At 60.8% G+C, this 19,931-nt stretch carries 16 protein-coding genes and 1 pseudogene; 6 read left to right on the top strand and 11 right to left on the bottom strand.

Annotated elements, in window-relative coordinates:
* Positions 1–92: 92 nt before the first annotated feature.
* Together WGT02_RS14795 and WGT02_RS14790 are read right to left on the bottom strand one after the other, a co-directional pair.
* The gene (locus tag WGT02_RS14795; protein ID WP_208250091.1) at positions 93–1,346 is read right to left on the bottom strand and encodes a D-arabinono-1,4-lactone oxidase; all 1,254 of its coding nucleotides are present in this window, start codon (positions 1,344–1,346) and stop codon (positions 93–95) included.
* Positions 1,347–1,512: 166 nt separating this feature from the next.
* A pseudogene (locus WGT02_RS14790) lies at positions 1,513–2,769 on the bottom strand (AGE family epimerase/isomerase).
* Between the two features lie 172 nt (positions 2,770–2,941).
* On the opposite strand from WGT02_RS14790, the gene metH reads away from it, so the two are divergent.
* Positions 2,942–6,715, top strand: a complete 3,774-nt coding sequence (gene metH / locus WGT02_RS14785; RefSeq protein ID WP_208250093.1) for a methionine synthase — start codon at positions 2,942–2,944, stop codon at positions 6,713–6,715.
* 89 nt (positions 6,716–6,804) lie between these two features.
* On the opposite strand, the gene WGT02_RS14780 is transcribed toward metH, so the two are convergent.
* From WGT02_RS14780 to WGT02_RS14765, 4 genes are read right to left on the bottom strand one after another with little or no spacing between them, the layout of a single operon-like run.
* Positions 6,805–7,680 (bottom strand): hypothetical protein, encoded by an 876-nt coding sequence (locus WGT02_RS14780; RefSeq protein WP_024313673.1) that lies wholly within the window; start codon positions 7,678–7,680, stop codon positions 6,805–6,807.
* A 49-nt stretch (positions 7,681–7,729) separates the two neighbouring features.
* Positions 7,730–8,494 (bottom strand): GntR family transcriptional regulator, encoded by a 765-nt coding sequence (locus WGT02_RS14775; protein ID WP_007802416.1) that lies wholly within the window; start codon positions 8,492–8,494, stop codon positions 7,730–7,732.
* Positions 8,491–9,375 carry an N-acetylglucosamine kinase gene (locus tag WGT02_RS14770; RefSeq protein WP_208250094.1) on the bottom strand — a complete coding sequence of 295 codons (885 nt, stop codon included), beginning with the start codon at positions 9,373–9,375 and terminating at the stop codon, positions 8,491–8,493. The genes WGT02_RS14775 and WGT02_RS14770 overlap by 4 nt, the downstream gene beginning before the upstream one ends.
* A gap of 36 nt (positions 9,376–9,411) precedes the next feature.
* Positions 9,412–9,813, bottom strand: a complete 402-nt coding sequence (locus tag WGT02_RS14765; RefSeq protein ID WP_208250097.1) for a hypothetical protein — start codon at positions 9,811–9,813, stop codon at positions 9,412–9,414.
* Positions 9,814–9,899: 86 nt separating this feature from the next.
* On the opposite strand from WGT02_RS14765, the gene WGT02_RS14760 reads away from it, so the two are divergent.
* The 5 genes from WGT02_RS14760 (at position 9,900) to WGT02_RS14740 (ending at position 15,238) form a co-directional block, all read left to right on the top strand.
* Positions 9,900–11,159, top strand: a complete 1,260-nt coding sequence (locus tag WGT02_RS14760) for an ABC transporter substrate-binding protein (protein WP_024313671.1) — start codon at positions 9,900–9,902, stop codon at positions 11,157–11,159.
* Positions 11,160–11,344: 185 nt separating this feature from the next.
* Positions 11,345–12,292 (top strand): carbohydrate ABC transporter permease, encoded by a 948-nt coding sequence (locus WGT02_RS14755; protein ID WP_024313670.1) that lies wholly within the window; start codon positions 11,345–11,347, stop codon positions 12,290–12,292.
* Positions 12,293–12,302: 10 nt separating this feature from the next.
* Complete coding sequence (locus WGT02_RS14750) at positions 12,303–13,145, top strand: carbohydrate ABC transporter permease (RefSeq protein ID WP_024313669.1); 843 nt, start codon at positions 12,303–12,305, stop codon at positions 13,143–13,145.
* Complete coding sequence (locus tag WGT02_RS14745) at positions 13,142–14,224, top strand: Gfo/Idh/MocA family protein (RefSeq protein ID WP_208250099.1); 1,083 nt, start codon at positions 13,142–13,144, stop codon at positions 14,222–14,224. Before WGT02_RS14750 ends, WGT02_RS14745 begins: the two co-directional genes overlap by 4 nt.
* A 12-nt stretch (positions 14,225–14,236) precedes the next feature.
* Complete coding sequence (locus tag WGT02_RS14740) at positions 14,237–15,238, top strand: ABC transporter ATP-binding protein (RefSeq protein WP_024313667.1); 1,002 nt, start codon at positions 14,237–14,239, stop codon at positions 15,236–15,238.
* A gap of 56 nt (positions 15,239–15,294) precedes the next feature.
* On the opposite strand, the gene WGT02_RS14735 is transcribed toward WGT02_RS14740, so the two are convergent.
* From WGT02_RS14735 to WGT02_RS14715, 5 genes are all read right to left on the bottom strand, one after another.
* Positions 15,295–15,600, bottom strand: a complete 306-nt coding sequence (locus tag WGT02_RS14735) for an NIPSNAP family protein (RefSeq protein WP_208250101.1) — start codon at positions 15,598–15,600, stop codon at positions 15,295–15,297.
* Positions 15,601–15,664: 64 nt separating this feature from the next.
* A complete protein-coding gene (locus WGT02_RS14730) occupies positions 15,665–16,999 on the bottom strand; it encodes an MFS transporter (protein ID WP_208250103.1) in 1,335 nt (444 codons plus the stop codon).
* A 143-nt stretch (positions 17,000–17,142) separates the two neighbouring features.
* Positions 17,143–18,204, bottom strand: coding sequence for an ABC transporter ATP-binding protein (locus tag WGT02_RS14725; protein WP_024313664.1), 1,062 nt, complete (start codon positions 18,202–18,204; stop codon positions 17,143–17,145).
* A 13-nt stretch (positions 18,205–18,217) separates the two neighbouring features.
* Positions 18,218–19,006 carry an ABC transporter permease gene (locus WGT02_RS14720; RefSeq protein ID WP_024313663.1) on the bottom strand — a complete coding sequence of 263 codons (789 nt, stop codon included), beginning with the start codon at positions 19,004–19,006 and terminating at the stop codon, positions 18,218–18,220.
* Positions 19,003–19,896, bottom strand: a complete 894-nt coding sequence (locus WGT02_RS14715; protein ID WP_024313662.1) for an ABC transporter permease subunit — start codon at positions 19,894–19,896, stop codon at positions 19,003–19,005. Before WGT02_RS14715 ends, WGT02_RS14720 begins: the two co-directional genes overlap by 4 nt.
* Between the last annotated feature and the right edge of the window lie 35 nt (positions 19,897–19,931).

Here is a 19,931-nt window from a genome sequence, read left to right as displayed (position 1 = left end):
CCAGGTCTATGTTGCAAGCGATCTTTCTGGACGGCGGTACGGCTGCAATTCGAGCGGGTCGAGGTAGAGGCAACGTCGTCGGCGACAGGCGCCTAGTTTTCGCTCGTACCAAATATGACGTCTTCCAACCACGGGTTAGAAAACGTCCGTTGGGGATCCATCCTGTCTCGAAGCTGGGCAAACTCAGGGAGCCTTTCGTATTTTGCCCGGATATGGCGCCCGGTGAAGACCTTGCCCCAGTGTGGCAGGGCCGTGAACCGCGATAGTTTCTGCTCAATATGCTCCACAGCCGCGTTCACTGCCTCCTGATCCCGAATCCAGGTAAAGTGGATCGATAGGGTGTCGCGGTGATACTGAGGACTGAGCCACAACTCATCTGCTGCGACTGTCCGGAATTCCGCTGCTTGCACCAGATGCGCAAACTTCTCACGGATTGACAGCAGGGCTTCGATCGCCGTCGCCCCATACTCCTTGGAAACGTGGAATTCGGACTGTATCTCCTCGCCACTGCTGGGTGTGAAGCCCATCTTGAAGTGCGGGAGCCTGTCGGACCATCGCCCGTACTGCCCCAACTGCTCAGTGCAATTTTGCGAATCCAATCCGCTTATGGGATGCCTGTTGACCGTCGCGCGCGTTGCGCCATGGATGGCGGCAGGCCATTCATCGGCTGATGCGGTTCTCTTGACCCAAATTGATCCCGCGTGTTGACGCCATTGCGTGAACACACTTACGCTGTAGCCCGCAGCCATGATCTCATCGAGGTTGGCCAACAGCTTGTCCCAGGCCAATCCTTCGTAGACGGACTGTGCGACCTGAAACTCCGGCTGAACGTCAAGCGTCACGCGCGTAATGACGCCAAGGGCGCCCAGATGCACCACCAGTCCCAAGAAATCGGCATGGCCGCGTGCCACTTTTATAAGGCGGCCGTCGCCTGAAACCATCTCGAGTCCGGAAACCGCTGTCGCCAGGTTACCGTTCCGGTTGCCTGAGCCGTGCGTTGCCGTGGCAATTGCTCCGGCAATCGAAATGTGGGGCAACGATGCCAGATTGTGAACGGCGAGATGATGCCGATGGAGGAAAAGCGCAAGCTCTCCATAGGTGCAATGACCGCCAATTGAAACCTGTGTTCCATCGCCCTCGATAATGGGGTTGATCGGAAGTTCGCTAAGCGACAGGCCAACTTCGCCATCGGCGATTGCATTGAATGAGTGGCCTGACCCCACGGTTTTTATCTTTGGCGATCGCGCCACGATCTCGCAAACCGCCTCCACAGAAGTCGGGTAGAGGCAATCTCGAAAGCCATAGTGAAAGCTTGCCGCCCAATTTGTCGTTGGAACTCGCGTCATAAACCAAAACCTCGCCCTGATTTGTTTTTCTATCGCACGGCCATTCCGACGACGTCTTGTCGTTTGCGCGGGTACGCCGCGTCGTGTCCTCCGCTCGAGTTACGGTGCCGCCGCGATATCGCTTGAAATGATGGCCGAGCACCATTGGGGTGGCGCTCGCTCCCGATCAGGTCTTGCCGCCGGCTTCCGGGATAACCTTGGTCAGGCTGCCGGTTGCCGGGAAGAGGGGGATCAGGCAGGCCTGGAGGGCATGGTAGATATCGCCCTTGCCGGGGAAGATGGTGTGGGCGGGAGCCAGGTCTTCGGTGAGTTCCTCGTGCCAACCGCCGTTCCTGTGGTCGATGAAGCAGCGCTCGATGACGTTCCAGATCTTGCGGTAGCTTTCCTCGTGGAAGTCGCTCGGCAGGTGCTCGTTGAGGAAGTGTGCCGCGCCAGCACCTTCGCAAGCCGGCCACCAGAGCTTTTCGCGCTTGGCGGGCGCATCTTGCCAGTCGAGCGTGTAGAAGAAGCCGCCCTTGTCCGCATCCCAGCCGAGCAGCATCGATTGAGCGAAGAGAGCTTTGGCTGCCTCCGGCATCCAGTCGTGCTTCTTGCCGCCGAGCGCCCAGAGCTGCAGCACGAGGCGCGCCCATTCCAGCCAATGGCCGGGTGTGGTGCCTGAGGGGCGGAACATCTCGTTGCCGCGATAGTCCTTGTCGAGAACCCATTCGGACGTGAAGTGCTCGGCCACGCGCCAATCCACCGAACCGGCAGCGCGGCGGATAACGAGATCGGCAATGCTTTCGGCCTTGTCGAGATAGGCCTTGTCGCCTGTCGCTTCGAAGGCCGCCATCAGCGCTTCGGTCAGGTGCATGTTGGAGTTCTGGCCGCGATAGGTGCCCCCGTCGATCGGCGACCAGTCGGCGTTGAATTCCTCGGCGATCGCGCCGTGGCGTGCTTCCCAGAACCGGGTGTTCAAGACCTCGGTCACATCGGCGATCATGCCGTCGGCAAGCGGGTGTCCGATCGCCTTCGCCGAGGAACCGGCAAGCAGCACGAAGGCATGGCCGTAGCCTTGCTTGGTAGAATCGACCGGGCCATCGCTGTTGAGCGACCAGAAGTAGCCGCCGTTCTTGCTATCGCGGTGATGCTTCCAGATATACTGCATGCCGTGATCGACGATGTCGGCAGCACCGGGGCGGCCAAGCAAAGCGCCAATGGCAAAGCAGTGAACGGCGCGGGCTGCAATGTGGATCGGACGGACCTGGCCAGCGGCATCGAGCGGCTTGCCGCTATCGTCGAGATCGAAAAAACCGCCCTCGGGATTGACAGAATTGTGCTGGAAGAAACCGAAAAGGCCGTTTGCCTGTGCGAGAAGCTAATTGCGGTGGTAGGCGCGGGTGGTCCAGTTTCCGAGCGTGGCCTCGCCGATTGCAAATGCCATGATACTCCTCCGATTTCGTGCACAAAGTCCTTGCAACTGCCTATATAGGGGCCGCCCGAGTCTGTCATCTGTCAAGCGCCGCAAAGGCGCCACATGAAGGGCATATATTGACATAAAGATATCTTTATGTGATTTGGTCAGCTGGCCAGTAACGACGTCAAGGAGTCCGCCCGTGTTTGATACTCTCTTTGGTCCCGAAGGGGCAAAGCGCGACGGCAGTGAAGTGTTTGCGGCGCTTAAGAAAGCCGCCAGCGAGCGCATCCTCGTTCTTGACGGCGCCATGGGTACGCAGATCCAAGGGCTGGGCTATGATGAAGACCATTTCCGCGGCGACCGCTTCATTGGCTGTGCCTGCCATCAGAAGGGCAACAACGACATTTTGATCCTGACGCAGCCGGATGCGATCGAAGAGATCCATTATAAGTACGCCAAGGCTGGCGCCGATATCCTCGAGACCAACACGTTCTCCTCGACGCGCATCGCCCAGGCCGACTACGCGATGGAAAGCGAAGTCTATGCACTCAACAAGGAGGGTGCCGAGATCGTGCGCCGTGCGGCCATCCGTGCCGAGCGCGAAGATGGTCGCCGCCGTTTCGTGGCCGGTGCCATCGGCCCGACGAACCGTACGGCTTCGATCTCGCCCGATGTCAACAATCCGGGCTTCCGTGCCGTCAGCTTCGACGATCTGCGCATCGCTTATCGCGAACAGATCGACGGCCTGATCGACGGTGGCGCCGACATCATCCTGATCGAGACGATCTTCGACACGCTGAACGCCAAGGCTGCGATCTTTGCCTGTGAAGAGCGCTTCGAGGCGAAGGGCATCCGCCTCCCGGTCATGATCTCGGGCACGATAACCGACCTTTCTGGCCGCACGCTATCCGGCCAGACGCCGTCCGCCTTCTGGAACTCGGTGCGTCACGCCAATCCGTTCACGATCGGCCTCAACTGCGCGCTCGGCGCCAACGCCATGCGTCCGCACCTGCAGGAGCTCTCGGGCGCTGCGGATACCTTCATCTGCGCCTATCCGAATGCCGGCCTGCCGAACGAGTTCGGCCAATATGACGAGACGCCGGAACTGATGGCGGCGCAGATCGAGAGCTTTGCGCGCGAAGGCCTCGTCAACATCGTTGGCGGCTGCTGTGGTTCGACGCCGGAACATATCCAGGCGATTGCCGACGTCGTTGCCAAGTACAAGCCGCGTGAAATCCCCGAGCATCGCCCGTTCATGTCGCTGTCGGGCCTCGAGCCCTTCGAGCTGACCAAGGACATTCCCTTCGTCAACGTTGGCGAGCGCACCAACGTCACGGGTTCTGCGAAGTTCCGCAAGCTGATCACCAATGCCGACTACACCGCAGCGCTCGATGTCGCGCGCGACCAGGTCGAAAACGGCGCGCAGATCATCGACATCAACATGGACGAGGGCCTGATCGATTCTGAAAAGGCGATGATCGAGTTCCTGAACTTGATCGCCGCCGAGCCCGATATCGCCCGCGTGCCTGTGATGATCGACTCGTCGAAGTTCTCGATCATCGAATCCGGCCTGAAGCGCGTTCAGGGCAAACCGATCGTCAACTCGATCTCGCTCAAGGAAGGCGAGGAGAACTTCCTTGCTCAGGCAAAGTTGCTGCATGCTTATGGCGCCGCCGTCGTGGTCATGGCCTTCGATGAGACGGGGCAGGCGGACAGCTACGAGCGCAAGGTCGAGATCTGCACGCGAGCCTACAAGATCCTCACCGGAAAGGCCGGCTTCCCGCCCGAGGACATCGTCTTCGACCCGAACGTCTTTGCGGTCGCGACCGGCATCGAAGAACACAACAACTACGGCGTCGACTTCATCGAGGCGACGCGGACGATCCGCCAGCGCATGCCGCTCGTGCATATTTCGGGCGGCGTCTCGAACCTGTCCTTCTCGTTCCGCGGCAACGAGCCGGTGCGCGAGGCGATGCATGCCGTGTTCCTCTACCACGCCATCCAGGCGGGGATGGACATGGGTATCGTCAACGCCGGGCAGTTGGCGGTCTACGACAACATCGATCCGCAGTTGCGCGAAGCCTGCGAAGATGTGGTGCTGAACCGCCGTTCGGATGCGACCGAGCGTCTGCTTGAGGTCGCAGAGCGTTTCCGCGGCGCGGGCACCAGGGAAGCGAAGGTGCAGGATCTTACCTGGCGCGAATGGCCGGTCGCCAAGCGCCTTGAGCATGCGCTGGTCAACGGCATCACCGAATATATCGAGGCCGACACCGAGGAAGCCCGTCAGCAGGCCGCGCGGCCGCTGCATGTCATCGAAGGCCCGCTGATGGCCGGCATGAACGTGGTCGGCGATCTCTTCGGCTCCGGCAAGATGTTCCTGCCGCAGGTCGTCAAGTCTGCCCGCGTGATGAAGCAGGCGGTTGCCGTGCTCCTTCCCTACATGGAAGAAGAGAAGCGGCTCAACGGCGGCGACGAGCGTAAGGCTGCCGGCAAGATTCTCATGGCCACCGTGAAGGGCGACGTCCACGATATCGGCAAGAACATCGTCGGTGTCGTTCTCGCCTGCAACAATTACGAGATCATCGATCTCGGCGTCATGGTGCCGGCAACGAAGATCCTCGAGACGGCCGTTGCCGAGCAGGTTGATGTCATCGGTCTCTCCGGCCTGATCACGCCGTCGCTCGACGAGATGGTGCATGTCGCCGCTGAAATGGAACGCCAGGGACTGGATCTGCCGCTGCTGATCGGCGGTGCGACGACGAGCCGTGTCCACACGGCAGTCAAGATCCATCCTGGCTACAGCAAGGGCCAGACGATCTACGTGACGGATGCCAGCCGTGCGGTCGGCGTCGTTTCATCGCTGCTGTCGCCCGAGAGCCGCGACGGCTATGTGGCCGATATCCGCGCCGAGTATGCCAAAGTGGCGGCTGCGCATGCCCGCAGCGAGGCAGAAAAGGTCCGCCTGCCGCTGGTGCGTGCCCGCGAAAACGCGCACGAGGTCGATTGGACCGCCTACAAGCCGACCAGGCCGAGCTTCCTTGGCACCAAGGTCTTCGACGGGTACGATCTTGCCGAGATCGCCAAGTATATCGACTGGACGCCGTTCTTCCAGACTTGGGAACTGCGCGGCCGTTTCCCGGCGATTCTCGAGGACGAGAAGCAGGGCGAGGCGGCTCGCCAGCTGTGGGCTGATGCGCAGGCGATGCTCAAGAAGATCATCGACGAGAAGTGGTTCCATCCGCGTGCCGTCATCGGCTTCTGGCCGGCGAACGCGGTCGGCGACGATATCCGCCTGTTCAAGGACGACGGTCGCAAGGAAGAGCTTGCCACCTTCTTCACGCTACGCCAGCAGCTTTCGAAGCGCGATGGCCGGCCAAATGTCGCGCTGTCGGACTTCGTTGCTCCGGTCGAAAGCGGCGTTCAGGATTATGTCGGCGGTTTCGTCGTCACGGCTGGTATCGAGGAAGTCGCAATTGCGCAACGCTTCGAGCGCGCCAATGACGACTATTCGTCAATTCTCGTGAAGGCGCTGGCCGACCGCTTCGCGGAAGCCTTTGCCGAACGCATGCACGAGCAGGTTCGCCGTGAGTACTGGGGCTATGCGCAGGATGAGCATCTCTCCAACGCGCAGCTCATCACCGAGGAATATGCCGGTATCCGCCCGGCTCCGGGCTATCCGGCGCAGCCCGACCACACCGAGAAAAAGACACTGTTCGGCTTGCTCGATGCCGAGAATGCAGCCGGCGTGACGCTCACCGAGAGCTATGCGATGTGGCCAGGTTCATCCGTCTCCGGCATCTATATCGGCCATCCCGCGTCGTACTACTTCGGCGTCGCCAAGGTGGAGCGGGACCAGGTCGAGGATTATGCCGTTCGCAAGGGCATGGATGTTGCTGACGTCGAGCGCTGGCTTGGACCGGTTCTCAACTACGTGCCGCGCAAGCGCGATGAGGAGATTGATGACGCGGCCTGATCGGCTGCGTCTTCAGTATTTGATTCAAAGAGCAGATAGATCGAATCAGGTTTCGGCGGCAACGCACTGAATCTGAATAGAAAATCGCCTCATGTAGCGGGCGTCAACTCGACGAGCAGCGCCGTGGTGTCGTCGCTCTGCTTGAAACGCGGATAGCGGAGCCCTTCCGGATCGATCTCGCGTTCGAAGCGTCTGAGTTCGTCCAGCATTGGCCGCAGACCCCTCTGTCGTGCGGTACGTACAAGGCTTGCCGAATCGTAGGCTGCGTAAAGCACCGCCAGATCCGAAAATCCGTCGCTGCAGACGATGGCGTGTGCCTGGCCTTTGATATCAAGCGGTTCGGAAACCAGATGGTCGGCCGCCTCCGGCACAAGGCCAAGGGTCCACACGCCGCTTTCCGGCGTATTCTGGCGCTCGCGGTGCTGACGCAGCAAGGCGAGCGTTTCCAAATTGCCGAGTGCGCCACCTTCCTTCGTAATGCCGCCCGTGCGGGCAATGTGTTTTCGCGCCTGGCTCTGCTCATACTCATAGGCACCGGGGATCGCCATGTGCATCGCGGCTGAGCCGTCTTCTTGCAGCAGAAAGAGGCAGGAGTCGCCGAGGCCGACGAAGTGGAATCCACCGCGTGTTTGACGCAGCATGGCAAAGGCGGTCAGCGGCCAGGCGTAGCGCGGAACATTCTCGTTGCGGCGTAGAAATTCCGTGCGGGCTGCCAGTGACAGGCTGCGCGCAACCTCCGAGACGCCGGTGTCGCGGGTGATTTGATCTTGAAAGCCGCGGGCGAAATGCCGGGCGATCCAGGCGGCGTCGCTGCCTGCCTCATCCATATACTGGCGATCACCGAGGCCCGTTGCGCCGTCGATGACGAAGGCGCAGGCCTGGTTATGGCCGAAGCTGTCGTCGTTCGGCTTTGCGGGATTTCCGGGATCGGAGATGATGTCGAGGATCTTGATGCGAGATGTCATGGGTGCATTCAATAGACGCGCATTGCCGTCCATTCAATGCGTCCAGGCATTACGGCGCGCCGATCGTCAGTTCGGCGACAAAATCATAGGCGTCGCCTCGGTAGAGCGAGCGGGTGAACTCGACCGCACGTCCGGAGCCAAGATAGGAGATACGCTCGATCGACAGCCCGGCAGCGCCGACGGGAACGCCGAGCAGGTGGGCGTCGGCCTCCTTCATGTTGGTCGCCGAAATCCTCTGCACGGCGCGTACCGGGCGTACCTGGCGGCGCTCGAGCTCGGCATAGAGCGACGTCGTCACGACGAAAGGATCCGGAAGGAATTCGCCGGAGACGCTGGCGTTTTCGATTGCCAGTGGCTGGTCGTCGGCGATGCGCAGACGGCTGAGGCGCGAGACCCTGACGTCGGTAGCGAGGCCGAGGATCATCATTTCATCGGGTGAGGGGGTGTGGATGCCCTTGTGCAGCCATTCGGAGCGCGAGGTCATGCCGCGTCGGGCCATGTCCTCGGTGAAGGAGGTCAGCTGCGAGAGGCGCTGCTCGACCTTCGATACCGGTTTCGTCACGAAGGTCCCGGAGCCGTGGCGGCGGACAAGCAGGCCGTCTGCAACGAGCTCATCGATCGCCTTGCGCACCGTGACGCGGCTTACCGTCGCAAATTCGGCGATGTCGCGCTCGGGCGGCAAGGCGTCGCCATGGCTGAGCGTACCGGTGCGGATCGCATCTTCCAGCGTGCGCCGCAGTTTGACGTAGAGCGGGCCGGTGCCGCCAGCTTGGAGGCGCTCGGGGGAAAGGAGGCTTGCAAAATCATCCGTCATGCCGCGCCTCTTCCTTCTTCCCGCAGAAATTTCACCGCGAGCTCGATGGCACCTTGCAGAACGTCCCCCTTCGGCTCGCGCAGCAGGGCGGTGTGACGCTCTGCAAGCCACGGACGATAAGCCTTCGCCAGGCCGCCGAGCAGGCAGATGGCCTGGCATTCCGGCCAGAGCAGCGCATCCAGGCTCTCGCCGATCGAGGCTGCCGCGTTCTGTACGATCGCCGTCGCAACCGGATCGCCTCTAGCGGCAGCCCCAAAGACGACGGGTGCATAGCGCGCGAAGTCATTGGGACGGGACACATGGGCAAACTCGACGACGCGCTCCGGATCGTCGCCATACTCGGCCATCACCGTCTTTGTGACTGGCGAGGAGGGGCGTACACCGTCATGGGCAAGCAGAGACTGCTCCAGCAGATCGCGACCGAGGCGGGCGCCGCTTGCCTGGTCACCGACAACGAACCCCCAGCCGCCGATGCCGTAAAGCTTTCCTTTGCGGCGCGCATTGTAGACGGAGCCCGTTCCGAACGCGCCGATCACGCCGTCGCAATCGCCCAACGCTCCTTGGAGCGCGGTCGTCGCATCAGTGACAACGCGACGTCTGGCAAAGGGCAGGGCGCGCTCGATGCGCTCCGCATAGTCGCCCACATTCGCGCCGGCGACGCCGACGACCGCCGCGACGCTGGAAACGGCTTCAGGTGAAAGGCCAGCGTCGCTCAATGCATTTCTGGCCGACGCAACGATGTTGAGCAACGAGTTGTCGAGGTCGGACAGGATGTTCGACGGGCCGGCAGTGCCATGGCCCAGGATGCGCCCCGTCGTATCCGTGACTGCGGCGCGGCAGCTAGAACCGCCGCCATCAATGCCGATCGCAAGTTCTGTCATTGAACCACCAAAATCCGCTTGCCCCCCTTGTTTTCACTACAATACCAAAAAAATACCATTTACCAAGTGCAAAGCGCTGCAAAAATTCGTCTTTTTATCTATTTGATTTTGCATCGAAAAATTTTCGAAGCGACTTTTCTGTCGCTCAGATGTTAAAATTGGCTGGACAATTGGTATTTTTTTGGACTTAATTCCATCAAAGGGAACAGCGCATCGGGCAGCAACAAACCGGCAGGACAGAGATAAGCCGGGCCACTCGATGAAATGTGGATTGGCCGTGGCGGCTTTGTCGCTCTTCAGCCGTTTCTCGCCATCGGGTTTCCCTTCACGGCTGTGCCGGATCGGTTTCTTGTTCGGGCACGCCGTCTGGTCGACGGGTGTCGTACCTGTCGAACCGATTTGAGCTTTCGGGCCGGCAGTTGCTGCTGACGGCCCCAAGGGGCGTTGGGTGCCATCTCATGCACGCAACCGCTCGTTTCAGGTCAAGAACGGCGCCCCATCGGCGCTCAAAACAGGAGAGGGAAATGAAGAACACTGCACTAAAAGGCTTCCTGCTGGCCTCCAGCCTGCTGACATCCGTAGGCTTTGCTCATGCCGCCGACGTCACGCTGACGATTGAAAGTTGGCGGAACGACGACCTGCAGATCTGGCAGGAGAAGATCATCCCGGCCTTCGAAGCCAAGAACCCGGGCATCAAGCTCGTTTTCTCGCCGACGGCGCCGACCGAATACAACGCCTCGCTGAACGCCAAACTCGATGCCGGCTCCGCCGGCGACATCATCACCTGCCGGCCGTTCGACCCCTCGCTCGGACTCTTCGACAAGAAGCAGCTCACCGATCTGACGAGCCTGCCGGGCATGGAGAACTTCTCGCCCGTCGCCAAGGCCGCCTGGACAACTGATGACGGCAAGACCACCTTCTGCGTGCCGATGGCCTCGGTCATCCATGGCTTCATCTACAACAAGGATGCCTTCGACAAGCTCGGCATCGCTGTTCCAAAGACGCAGGACGAGTTCTATGCAGCGCTGGACAAGATCAAGGCCGACGGTACGTACATTCCGCTCGCCATGGGCACGAAGGACCTCTGGGAAGCGGCAACCATGGGCTACCAGAATATCGGCCCGAACTACTGGAAGGGCGAGGACGGCCGCCTTGCGCTGATTTCCGGCAAGCAGAAGCTGACGGACGCCGACTGGGTCAAGCCGTACGAAGAGCTTGCCAAGTGGAAGCCATACCTCGGCGACGGCTTCGAAGCTCAGACCTACTCGGACAGCCAGAACCTCTTCACGCTCGGCCGTGCCGCCATCTACCCGGCCGGTTCCTGGGAAATCTCGCTGTTCAACAGCCAGGCTCAGTTCAAGATGGGCGCCTTCCCGCCGCCGGTTCCCAAGGCTGGTGACACCGGCTACATCTCCGACCATCCGGATATCGGCGTCGGCCTGAACGCCAAGAGCACGCATCCCGAAGAAGCCAAGAAGTTCCTGAGCTGGGTTGCCTCAAGCGAATTCGCCGACATCTACGCGAACTCGCTGCCGGGCTTCTTCAGCCTGAACTCCAACCCGGTGAAGATGACCGATCCGCTCGCTCAGGAATTCGTTTCCTGGCGTGGCCCGTACAAGTCGACCATCCGCTCTACCTACCAGGTCCTGTCGCGCGGCACGCCGAACCTCGAAAACGAGACCTGGGTCGAATCGGCTAACGTCGTCAACGGTACCGACACGCCGCAGGTTGCTGCCGAGAAGCTCCAGAAGGGCCTCGACGGCTGGTACAAGCCCGCCAAGTGATGAAAGGTGAGGGACGGCGTGACGTCGTCCCTCATTCGGCCTTAAGCCATTTCGTGTCCGCTTTTCCTCTCCCCGCCGCCTTCGAAACCCGAAGAGACGGGGAGACGATTGGAGGGAAGGGCGTTCTGCCCGCTGTGTCAGACGCGCTGCACCACCGGTGCAGCCAAGAAGAACAGGCAAAAGCCATGAGCGAAGCCGAATCCGCTATCGATGTCGTTCCCATCAGGCGCCCCGTGCGTTGGCACATCGGCGTCTTTCTTTTCCCGGCATTTGTCGTCTACTCGGCGATCATGGTCCTGCCGCTGATCGAAACGCTCAGGCTTTCGTTCTACAACACCGTCGATGGCGCGCCTGCCTTCGTCGGGCTCGCGAACTACAAGGTGTTGTTGGGCGATGCGCGCTGGGCGCACGATTTCTGGAACGCGCTGGTCAACAACTTCATTTTCTTCGTCATTCATATGTGCGTGCAAAACCCGATCGGTGTCGCGTTGGCGGCGCTGCTTTCGACGCCACGACTTCGCTTCGTGGCGTTCTACCGCACGGCCATGTTCCTGCCGACGCTACTTTCCTTCGTGATCGTCGGTTTCATCTGGAAGCTCATCCTGTCGCCGATCTGGGGCGTTGCTCCGTGGCTGATGAGCCTCGTCGGCATGAAGTCGTTCTTTGCCCCATGGCTCGGGCAGTCCGGGCCGGCGCTCGTCGCCGTGTCGCTGATCTCCAACTGGCAATATATCGGCATTCCGATGATGCTGATCTATGCTGCGCTACTCAGCATCCCGGAGGAGGTGATCGAGGCCGCCGAGTGCGACGGCATCACCGGCTGGGCGCAATTCTGGAAGATCAAGCTGCCCTTGATCCTTCCCGCGATCGGTATCATTTCGATCCTGACTTTTGTCGGCAATTTCAATGCGTTCGACCTGATTTATACAGTGCAGGGTGCGCTTGCCGGGCCTGACATGTCGACGGACATTCTGGGTACGCTGCTCTACCGCACTTTCTTCGGGTTCCAGCTGCAGCTCGGCGACCGCTCGATGGGCGCCACGATCGCGACGGTCATGTTCCTGATCATACTCGCCGGCGTGTCGTTCTATCTTTTTGCCATCCAGCGGCGCATGCGCCGGTACCAGTTCTGAGGAGTGTGTCATGTCCAACAGAGCACGCACATCCCCCATCCGCACCGGCCTCGTTCACCTGGCACTGATCGGCTATACGTTGGTTGCCATTTTCCCGGTGTTTTTGACGATCATCAACTCGTTCAAGGACCGCAACGCGATCTTCCGTTCGCCAATGCAGGTCCCGACACCCTCGACCTTCAGCCTTGTCGGCTATCAGACCGTGCTGGGGCAGGGGGACTTCGCCGCCTATTTCCAGAACAGCTTCATCGTCACGGTCGTTTCGATCTTCTTCGTGCTGTTGTTCGGCGCGATGGCCGCCTTTGCGCTCTCGGAGTACAAGTTCAAGGGCAACACGCTGACCGGTCTCTACATGGCGATCGGCATCATGATCCCGATTCGCCTCGGCACGGTCGCCATCCTGCAGGGGATGGTGGCAGCGGGCCTCGTCAACACGCTGACAGCGCTGATCCTCGTCTATACGGCTCAGGGCATTCCGCTTGCGATCTTCATCCTGTCGGAGTTCATGCGCACGGTTTCCGATGACCTGAAGAACGCCGGTCGCATCGACGGGCTCTCGGAGTATTCGATCTTCTTCCGGCTGGTGCTGCCGTTGGTGCGCCCGGCCATGGCGACGGTTGCCGTCTTCACGATGATCCCGATATGGAACGATCTCTGGTTCCCGCTGATCCTGGCGCCATCCGAAGCAACGAAGACCGTTACTCTCGGCTCGCAGATCTTCATCGGGCAGTTCGTGACCAATTGGAACGCCGTGCTTGCCGCGTTGTCGCTGGCGATCCTGCCGATCCTCGTCCTCTATGTCATCTTCTCGCGGCAGTTGATCCGCGGCATCACCTCGGGAGCGGTCAAGTGAGTGCGTCCGACAAGCCAATCCGCGTTCTGGTCGCCGGCCTCGGCAACATGGGACGTAGCCATGCGCTGGCCTATCACAACAATCCCGGCTTCGAGATTGTCGGGTTGGTCAATCGCTCGACGCCTGATCTGCCGGAGGAACTGCGGGGCTACAAGATCCATTCGGATTTCGAGGCGGCGCTTATTAAGCTGAAGCCCGATCTCTGCGCCGTCTGCACCTATTCGGACACTCACGCCGACTATGCCGTCGCGGCTTTCGAAGCCGGTTGCGACGTCTTCGTCGAGAAGCCGCTGGCGACAACGGTTGCCGATGCGGAGCGCGTCGTGGCGGCGGCAAAGAAGGCCGGGCGGAAGCTGGTGATCGGCTATATCCTTCGCCACCATCCGTCCTGGATGCGGCTGATCGAGGAGGCGCGCAAGCTCGGCGGGCCGTATGTCTTCCGCATGAATCTCAATCAGCAGTCCAGCGGTCCGACCTGGGAGACCCATAAGTCACTGATGCAGACGACGTCGCCGATCGTCGATTGCGGCGTGCATTATGTGGACGTCATGTGCCAGATCACCGACGCCAGGCCGCTGGAAGTGCGCGGCATGGGACTGCGCCTTTCGGACGAAATCGCGCCCGATATGTACAATTACGGCCAGCTTCAGGTGCTTTTCGAGGATGGTTCCGTCGGCTGGTACGAGGCTGGCTGGGGCCCCATGATCTCGGAAACGGCGTTCTTCGTGAAGGACATCATCTCGCCGAAGGGGTCCGTCTCGATCGTCATGTACCCGAACGCCAAGTCTGACGACATCGACGCTCACACCAAGACCTCGGTCATTCGTCTGCACACGGCAGACACGGGACCCGACGGCAAGTTCATCAGGCCGGACCAGGACATGACGATGGCGGGAGAACCTGGCCATCAGGAACTCTGCGACCGCGAGCAGGCCTTCATGCTGAAGGCTATTCGCGAGGACATCGACCTTAACCGTCACATGGCAGACGCCGTCGCGTCGTTGCGCATCTGCCTCGCCGCCGACGAAAGCGTGCGTACCGGCCAAGCCGTCAAGCTCCAAGAGCCGGTCAAACTGTAAGGAATACGACTAGTGGGATCGCTTCAACTCAAATCCATCCGCAAGACCTACGGCATCCACGAGGTGCTGAAAGGTATAGACCTGGAGGTCAAGGACGGCGAGTTCGTCATTTTCGTCGGGCCTTCGGGCTGCGGGAAATCGACGCTTCTGCGCAGCATTGCGGGGTTGGAGGATGTCACCTCGGGCGCCGTTCTCATCAACGGCAAGGATGAGACGCTGACGCCTCCCGCCAAGCGCGGCATCGCGATGGTGTTCCAGTCCTACGCGCTCTATCCGCACCTGACGGTCAAGGACAACATGGGCCTCGGCCTCAAGCAGGCCGGCACGCAAAAGGACGAGATCGACAAGCGGGTGAGCAAGGCATCCTCGATGCTGTCGCTGGAACCCTACCTCGCGCGGCGCCCGGCAGAGCTTTCCGGTGGTCAGCGCCAGCGCGTCGCTATTGGCCGTGCGATCGTGCGCGAGCCGGCGCTCTTTCTCTTCGACGAGCCACTGTCAAACCTCGATGCTGCGCTTCGTGTTCAGACTCGTCTCGAGATCGCGCGCCTTCACCGCAGCCTCAAGGCAACGATGATCTACGTCACCCACGACCAGGTCGAGGCGATGACGCTTGCCGACAAGATCGTGGTGTTGAATGCCGGTGCGATCGAGCAAGTCGGCTCACCGATGGAGCTCTACAACCGCCCCGCAAACGTCTTCGTCGCGGGCTTCATCGGTTCGCCGATGATGAACTTCATTCCGGGCGACAAGGTCGCCGATGCCGGCGCAAAGACCGTCGGCGTCCGCCCGGAGCATCTGGCCCTTTCGCGCGAGCAGGGCACTTGGCGGGCGAAAGTCGTCCACGTCGAGCATCTTGGGGCGGATACCATCATCTATCTGGAATCCGAGCAGTGTGGCCTTATCACTGCGCGCCTTTTCGGCGAGCACAAGTACGAGCCGGATGACATCGTCTATGCGACGCCGGATACGGGCCACATGCATCGCTTCGATGCAGATGACCAGGCAATCCGCTAGACGCCCGCCACAAAACATAAGCCCCGCCATTGAGCGGGGCTTTCCATTTCTACCGATCAGCCAAGCACGGGCCGCATGAAACTGCGCTCGTAGCTGATGATGCTGCGGTTACGCTTATCAAGGTCGAACGCGGCCTGGCATTCCGGATCACTTGCCATGCGGGTGCGGTAGTCCTCGTAAGCCGCAAGGCTCGGGAAGGAAAACAGCGCGATGGCAATGTTGTTGGCGCCCTCGGATGGTAGGAAATAGCCGTGATGTGTGCCGCCCATCCGATCGACGATCGGGATCCAGAGGCGCGCATACTGCTCGAATTCGACGATCTTGTATGGGTCGATTGTATAACGCAAATAGCAAGTAATCATTGAGAATCTCGTCTTAGGGAAACGCCGCGAGGGTTAACCGCGCGGCCGAAGGCTTGTATTTAAGCTAGGCGGCAAGGCGATCCGTTGGCTCTTCGATACCGACTTCGGATTCGATGCTGTCGCCTTTGGCAATCAGATAGAGGCCGAGGACGAATGCCAACACTGCGATGAAGAGAAGGTAGTAGGCATGCGCCATCGGGTTCAGCGGCAGCAGCGATGCCACCGCCAGAGGCGTCAGGCCGCCGAAGATGGCGTAGGAGACGTTGTAGGAGAAGGAGAGGCCGCTGAAGCGGACACGAGCCGGGAAGGCGCGGACCATAACGTAAGGCGCGGCGCCCACCATGCCGACCGAGAGTCCCATAATCGCGTAGAGTACGAAGAGGACGGTCAGTGAAACCGCCGCGTAGGTATAGAAGGCGAAGGTCGCTGCGCCGAAGAAGATGCTCGACACAACGAAGAAGCGGCCTGAGCCAGCCCGGTCGACGATCGCGCCGGCGGCGGCGGTGCCGACGATCAGGAAGAGGGTGCCGAAGCTGGTGGCTGCAAGCGATTGCTGCGCAGTGTAGCCGTAAAGTTTCTGCAGCAAGGTCGCCGTCATGAGCGTCGTCACGACGATGCCGGCCGACAGGATCCAGGTCAGCAGCATCGAGATGATCACGCCGCGCGGGTAGTCGCGCAGCACCGCCTTCAACGGCAACTCGGGAGCGAGCGAGCGGGCCTGTTTCATCTCCGAGAAGACAGGAGTTTCCTGCAGCCAGCGGCGCAGATAGACGGCAACGAGGCCGAAGATGCCGCCGAGGAAGAATGGGATGCGCCAGGCATAGGCTTCGACGTCCGCCGGCGTGAAGACGGAGTTGATGATCGTTGCGATGAATGATCCGAGCAGGATGCCGAGCGTCAGGCCGGAGCAGAGGAAGCCGCAGGCAAAGCCGACGCGACGGAAGGGGACGTGCTCCGCCACGAAGGTCCAGGCGCCAGGCACTTCGCCGCCGATTGCCGCACCCTGCAGGATGCGCATGAGCACCAGCAGAACCGGAGCGGCAACCCCGATCGTGGCATAGGTCGGCATCGCCGCCATGCCGAGCGTCGAAAGCGCCATCAGCAGGATCGAGAAGGCGAAGACACGCTTGCGGCCGAAAAGATCGCCGAAATGCGCCAGGATGATGCCGCCGAGTGGGCGCACGAGGTAGCCGGCGGCAAAGATCCCGAAGGTCTGGATCGTCACGAGCCATTCCGGCATGTCGGCCGGAAAGAACAGCTTGCCGATGACCGCCGCAAAGAAGACGAAGATGATGAAGTCGTAGAACTCAAGCGCACCTCCGAGGGCCGAGAGGCCAAGTGTGCGGAAGTCCAGCGAAGTGAGGCGGCGGGGCGCTGTGGCGGTCGTGGTAGGGGACATGATGCTGATCTTGCCTAACAAAAACGTTTCAGCCGTCGTTGCGCATCAAGGTCGCCATTTCAAGCAATTTCCGGCGCCGCGCAATACAGCGCCGGAAATGCGGAAGCGGGTGTGGCAAAGCCGCAAAGGGAGCGCTTTGGCGGTCAGTCGCGGATGACGAGAAGGTCAGCCGCCATGAAGCGGAGCGTGACGGTCTCGCCGGCGGCCGGCGGGGTCACGCCGGGGCTGTTGAACATGTCGAATGAAATGACGTTGCCGCCGACGTTCATACGCGTGCGGATGACCGAGCCAAGGAAGTGGGCCGATACGACCTGCCCCGTCAGTTTCGTGTCGCTTGGCGTGCCTTCGGTCAGCGATCCGGCTTCCGGACGCAGCGCCAGCGAGACAGTATCGCCCGCTTTGAAGGCGGCAACCGATTGCTTCAGCGTCACGCCCTGGTCGCCGATCTGGATACGGTTGGCAGCGGGATCGACGACCTTCGCTTCGATCATGTTGAGTGTGCCGACGAAGGAGGCGACGAAGCGGGTCGCCGGGGTGTTGTAGATTTCGAACGGCGTGCCGATCTGATCGGCGCGGCCGGCGTTCATCACGACGATGCGGTCGGAGATTGAAAGGGCTTCTTCCTGGTCGTGCGTCACGAAGACGGTGGTGATACCGAGCGTCTGCTGGATCGCGCGGATTTCCTCGCGCAGCGACACGCGGATTTTGGCGTCGAGGGCAGACAGCGGCTCATCGAGCAGCAGTACCTGCGGGCGTACTGCAAGCGCACGGGCAAGCGCCACGCGCTGCTGCTGGCCGCCGGAGAGCTGATAGGGATAGCGGTCGGCAAGATGGTCGAGCTTGATCAGCGCGAGCATTTCCTTGACGCGCTGATCGATCTCCGTCGGCTGCGCACCGGCGACCTTCAGGCCAAAGGCGACGTTGTCGTGAACGGTCATGTTGGGAAACAGCGCATAAGCCTGAAAAACCATGCCGATATTGCGCTTGTTGGGCTTCAGGCTGTTCTGCTCCTTGCCGCCGATGGCGATGCGACCGGCGGAAGGCGTTTCGAAGCCGGCGATCATGCGCAGGACGGTCGTCTTGCCGCAGCCTGAGGGGCCAAGGAAGGAAATGAATTCACCCTTCTCTATCTGCATGTTGAAGTCATGCACGACCTGCGTGTTGCCGAAGGATTTCTTGAGGTTTGCGAGTTCGAGAAAAGCCATGAAACCAGATACCTTACGACTTAGCCGGGGCGGCTTTGTGGAAGCGGGAGACGAGTTGCAGCAGGCCCATGCTGAGCCAGGTGATCGAGAAGGCAATGACGGCCAGTGCCGACGGCTCGTAGGCGCGGTTGGCGCCCACCAGCTGCAGGTAGGGGCCAAAGGCCGGACGGTTGAGCAGCGCGGCCATGGTGAATTCGCCCATAACGATCGCAAGCGTGATGAAGGCGCCGGAAAGCACGCCGCTCATGACGTTCGGGAAAATGCACTTGAACAAGATCGTCGTCCAGCTTGCGCCGAGGCTTTCGGCCGCTTCCGTCAGGGTGCGGACGTCGATTGCCCGCATGGCGGTGTCGACGGCGCGGTACATGTATGGCAGCGAGAGCGTCATGTAGGAGAGGACCAGCAGGATGTTCGTGCCCGTCGTCGAGCCCGTCAGCGGCAGGATCGACGATGAGTTGTACATTCTGAGGTAGCCGAAGACGATCACGATTGCCGGGATGACGAGCGGCAGCAGCGTGATGAACTCGACGATCGGGCGGATCTGCGGCAAGCGCAGGCGCACCCAATAGGCTGTCGGCACAACAAGCAGCATACCGAAGACGATCGTCAGCAGCGCCATCAGCATCGAATAACCGAAGGTCTCGCGGAACTGCGCTTCGGAAAAAACCGAGGCGTAGGCATCAAAACTGTAGGCGCCACGGCGCATACGCAGCGAAAATTCGATTGTGGCGATGAGCGGCAGGACGAAGTAGATCGCGCCGAATGCGATGGATATCCAGGCTCCAAGGCGTGATGTCTTCATTTTTGCCACCGTTCAGCGCGCATGCGCAGCAGGATGTAAACAAGGTTGGACAGGCCGGTGATGACGATCATACCAAGCGCCAGCGCGTAGCCGAGGTTGGCGTTGTGAAGCACGTCGCCGCGGATCTGCGCATAGAGCAGGATCGGCACGATGTTGAGGGAGCTGCCGGTCAGCGCGTAGGCAGTGGCAATGGCGCCGAAGGCGTTCGCAAAGAGGAGCAGCGTCGTGCCCATCAGGCTGGGCCAGAGGATCGGGAAGGCGACCATGCGCCAATACTGGCCATTGGTGGCGCCGAGGATCAGCGCGGCTTCCTTCCACTCCTTCTTCATGCCGTCGAGCGCCGGCGTCAGGATCAGGACCATCAGCGGGATCTGGAAGTACATGTAGGTGATGGTGAGCCCGAAGAAGCTCAGCAGGTTGAAACCGGTGGAATAGAGATTGAAGCCAAACCAGTCGCGCATCAAAACGGTCACGAGACCGGTGCGTCCGAGGGTGGCGAGGAAGGCGAAGGCAAGCGGTACGCCTGCGAAATTGGAGGCAACACCGGAGAAGGTCAGCAGGCCCGAACGAATCCAGTTCGGCAGGCCGCCGAGCACGACTGCCCAGGCGAGGAAGAAGCCGATCAGTGCGCCACCGAGGGCAGATGCCACGGACACCTTGATACTGATCCAGTAGGCGCTGAGAATCGACGGCGTGAACAGGTCGGCAATGTTCTTGAGGGTCAGGTCGCCTTCCGGCGTCAGAAATGCACCTGCGACCAGATAAAGCGTCGGTATGATAAGGAACATCGCAGCGAAGATCATGAACGGCGCGATGCCGAGCCAGTCTACGATCCTGTCGCGGTTTATCATGGGCGTGGCCGGGGCCGCGGATGTTGAAACAGTGGTCATAGACGACAGCCTTATCGGGGCAATGAAGAACGAAA

It is taken from the genome of Rhizobium sp. T1470, from assembly GCF_042140505.1.
Lineage (GTDB): Bacteria > Pseudomonadota > Alphaproteobacteria > Rhizobiales > Rhizobiaceae > Rhizobium > Rhizobium favelukesii.
The sequence above is the reverse complement of the archived record's forward strand: the minus strand, read 5'-3'. Positions and strand labels throughout refer to the sequence as shown.

What these genes read in the sequence shown, in the direction of transcription:
- WGT02_RS14795 (WP_208250091.1), bottom strand. Translation starts at nt 1,346, where the DNA reads ATGACGCGAGTTCCAACGACAAATTGGGCGGCAAGCTTTCACTATGGC.
- WGT02_RS14780 (WP_024313673.1), bottom strand. Translation starts at nt 7,680, where the DNA reads ATGACATCTCGCATCAAGATCCTCGACATCATCTCCGATCCCGGAAAT.
- WGT02_RS14775 (WP_007802416.1), bottom strand. Translation starts at nt 8,494, where the DNA reads ATGACGGATGATTTTGCAAGCCTCCTTTCCCCCGAGCGCCTCCAAGCT.
- WGT02_RS14770 (WP_208250094.1), bottom strand. Translation starts at nt 9,375, where the DNA reads ATGACAGAACTTGCGATCGGCATTGATGGCGGCGGTTCTAGCTGCCGC.
- WGT02_RS14760 (WP_024313671.1), top strand. Translation starts at nt 9,900, where the DNA reads ATGAAGAACACTGCACTAAAAGGCTTCCTGCTGGCCTCCAGCCTGCTG.
- WGT02_RS14755 (WP_024313670.1), top strand. Translation starts at nt 11,345, where the DNA reads ATGAGCGAAGCCGAATCCGCTATCGATGTCGTTCCCATCAGGCGCCCC.
- WGT02_RS14750 (WP_024313669.1), top strand. Translation starts at nt 12,303, where the DNA reads ATGTCCAACAGAGCACGCACATCCCCCATCCGCACCGGCCTCGTTCAC.
- WGT02_RS14735 (WP_208250101.1), bottom strand. Translation starts at nt 15,600, where the DNA reads ATGATTACTTGCTATTTGCGTTATACAATCGACCCATACAAGATCGTC.
- WGT02_RS14730 (WP_208250103.1), bottom strand. Translation starts at nt 16,999, where the DNA reads ATGTCCCCTACCACGACCGCCACAGCGCCCCGCCGCCTCACTTCGCTG.
- WGT02_RS14725 (WP_024313664.1), bottom strand. Translation starts at nt 18,204, where the DNA reads ATGGCTTTTCTCGAACTCGCAAACCTCAAGAAATCCTTCGGCAACACG.
- WGT02_RS14720 (WP_024313663.1), bottom strand. Translation starts at nt 19,006, where the DNA reads ATGAAGACATCACGCCTTGGAGCCTGGATATCCATCGCATTCGGCGCG.
- WGT02_RS14715 (WP_024313662.1), bottom strand. Translation starts at nt 19,896, where the DNA reads ATGACCACTGTTTCAACATCCGCGGCCCCGGCCACGCCCATGATAAAC.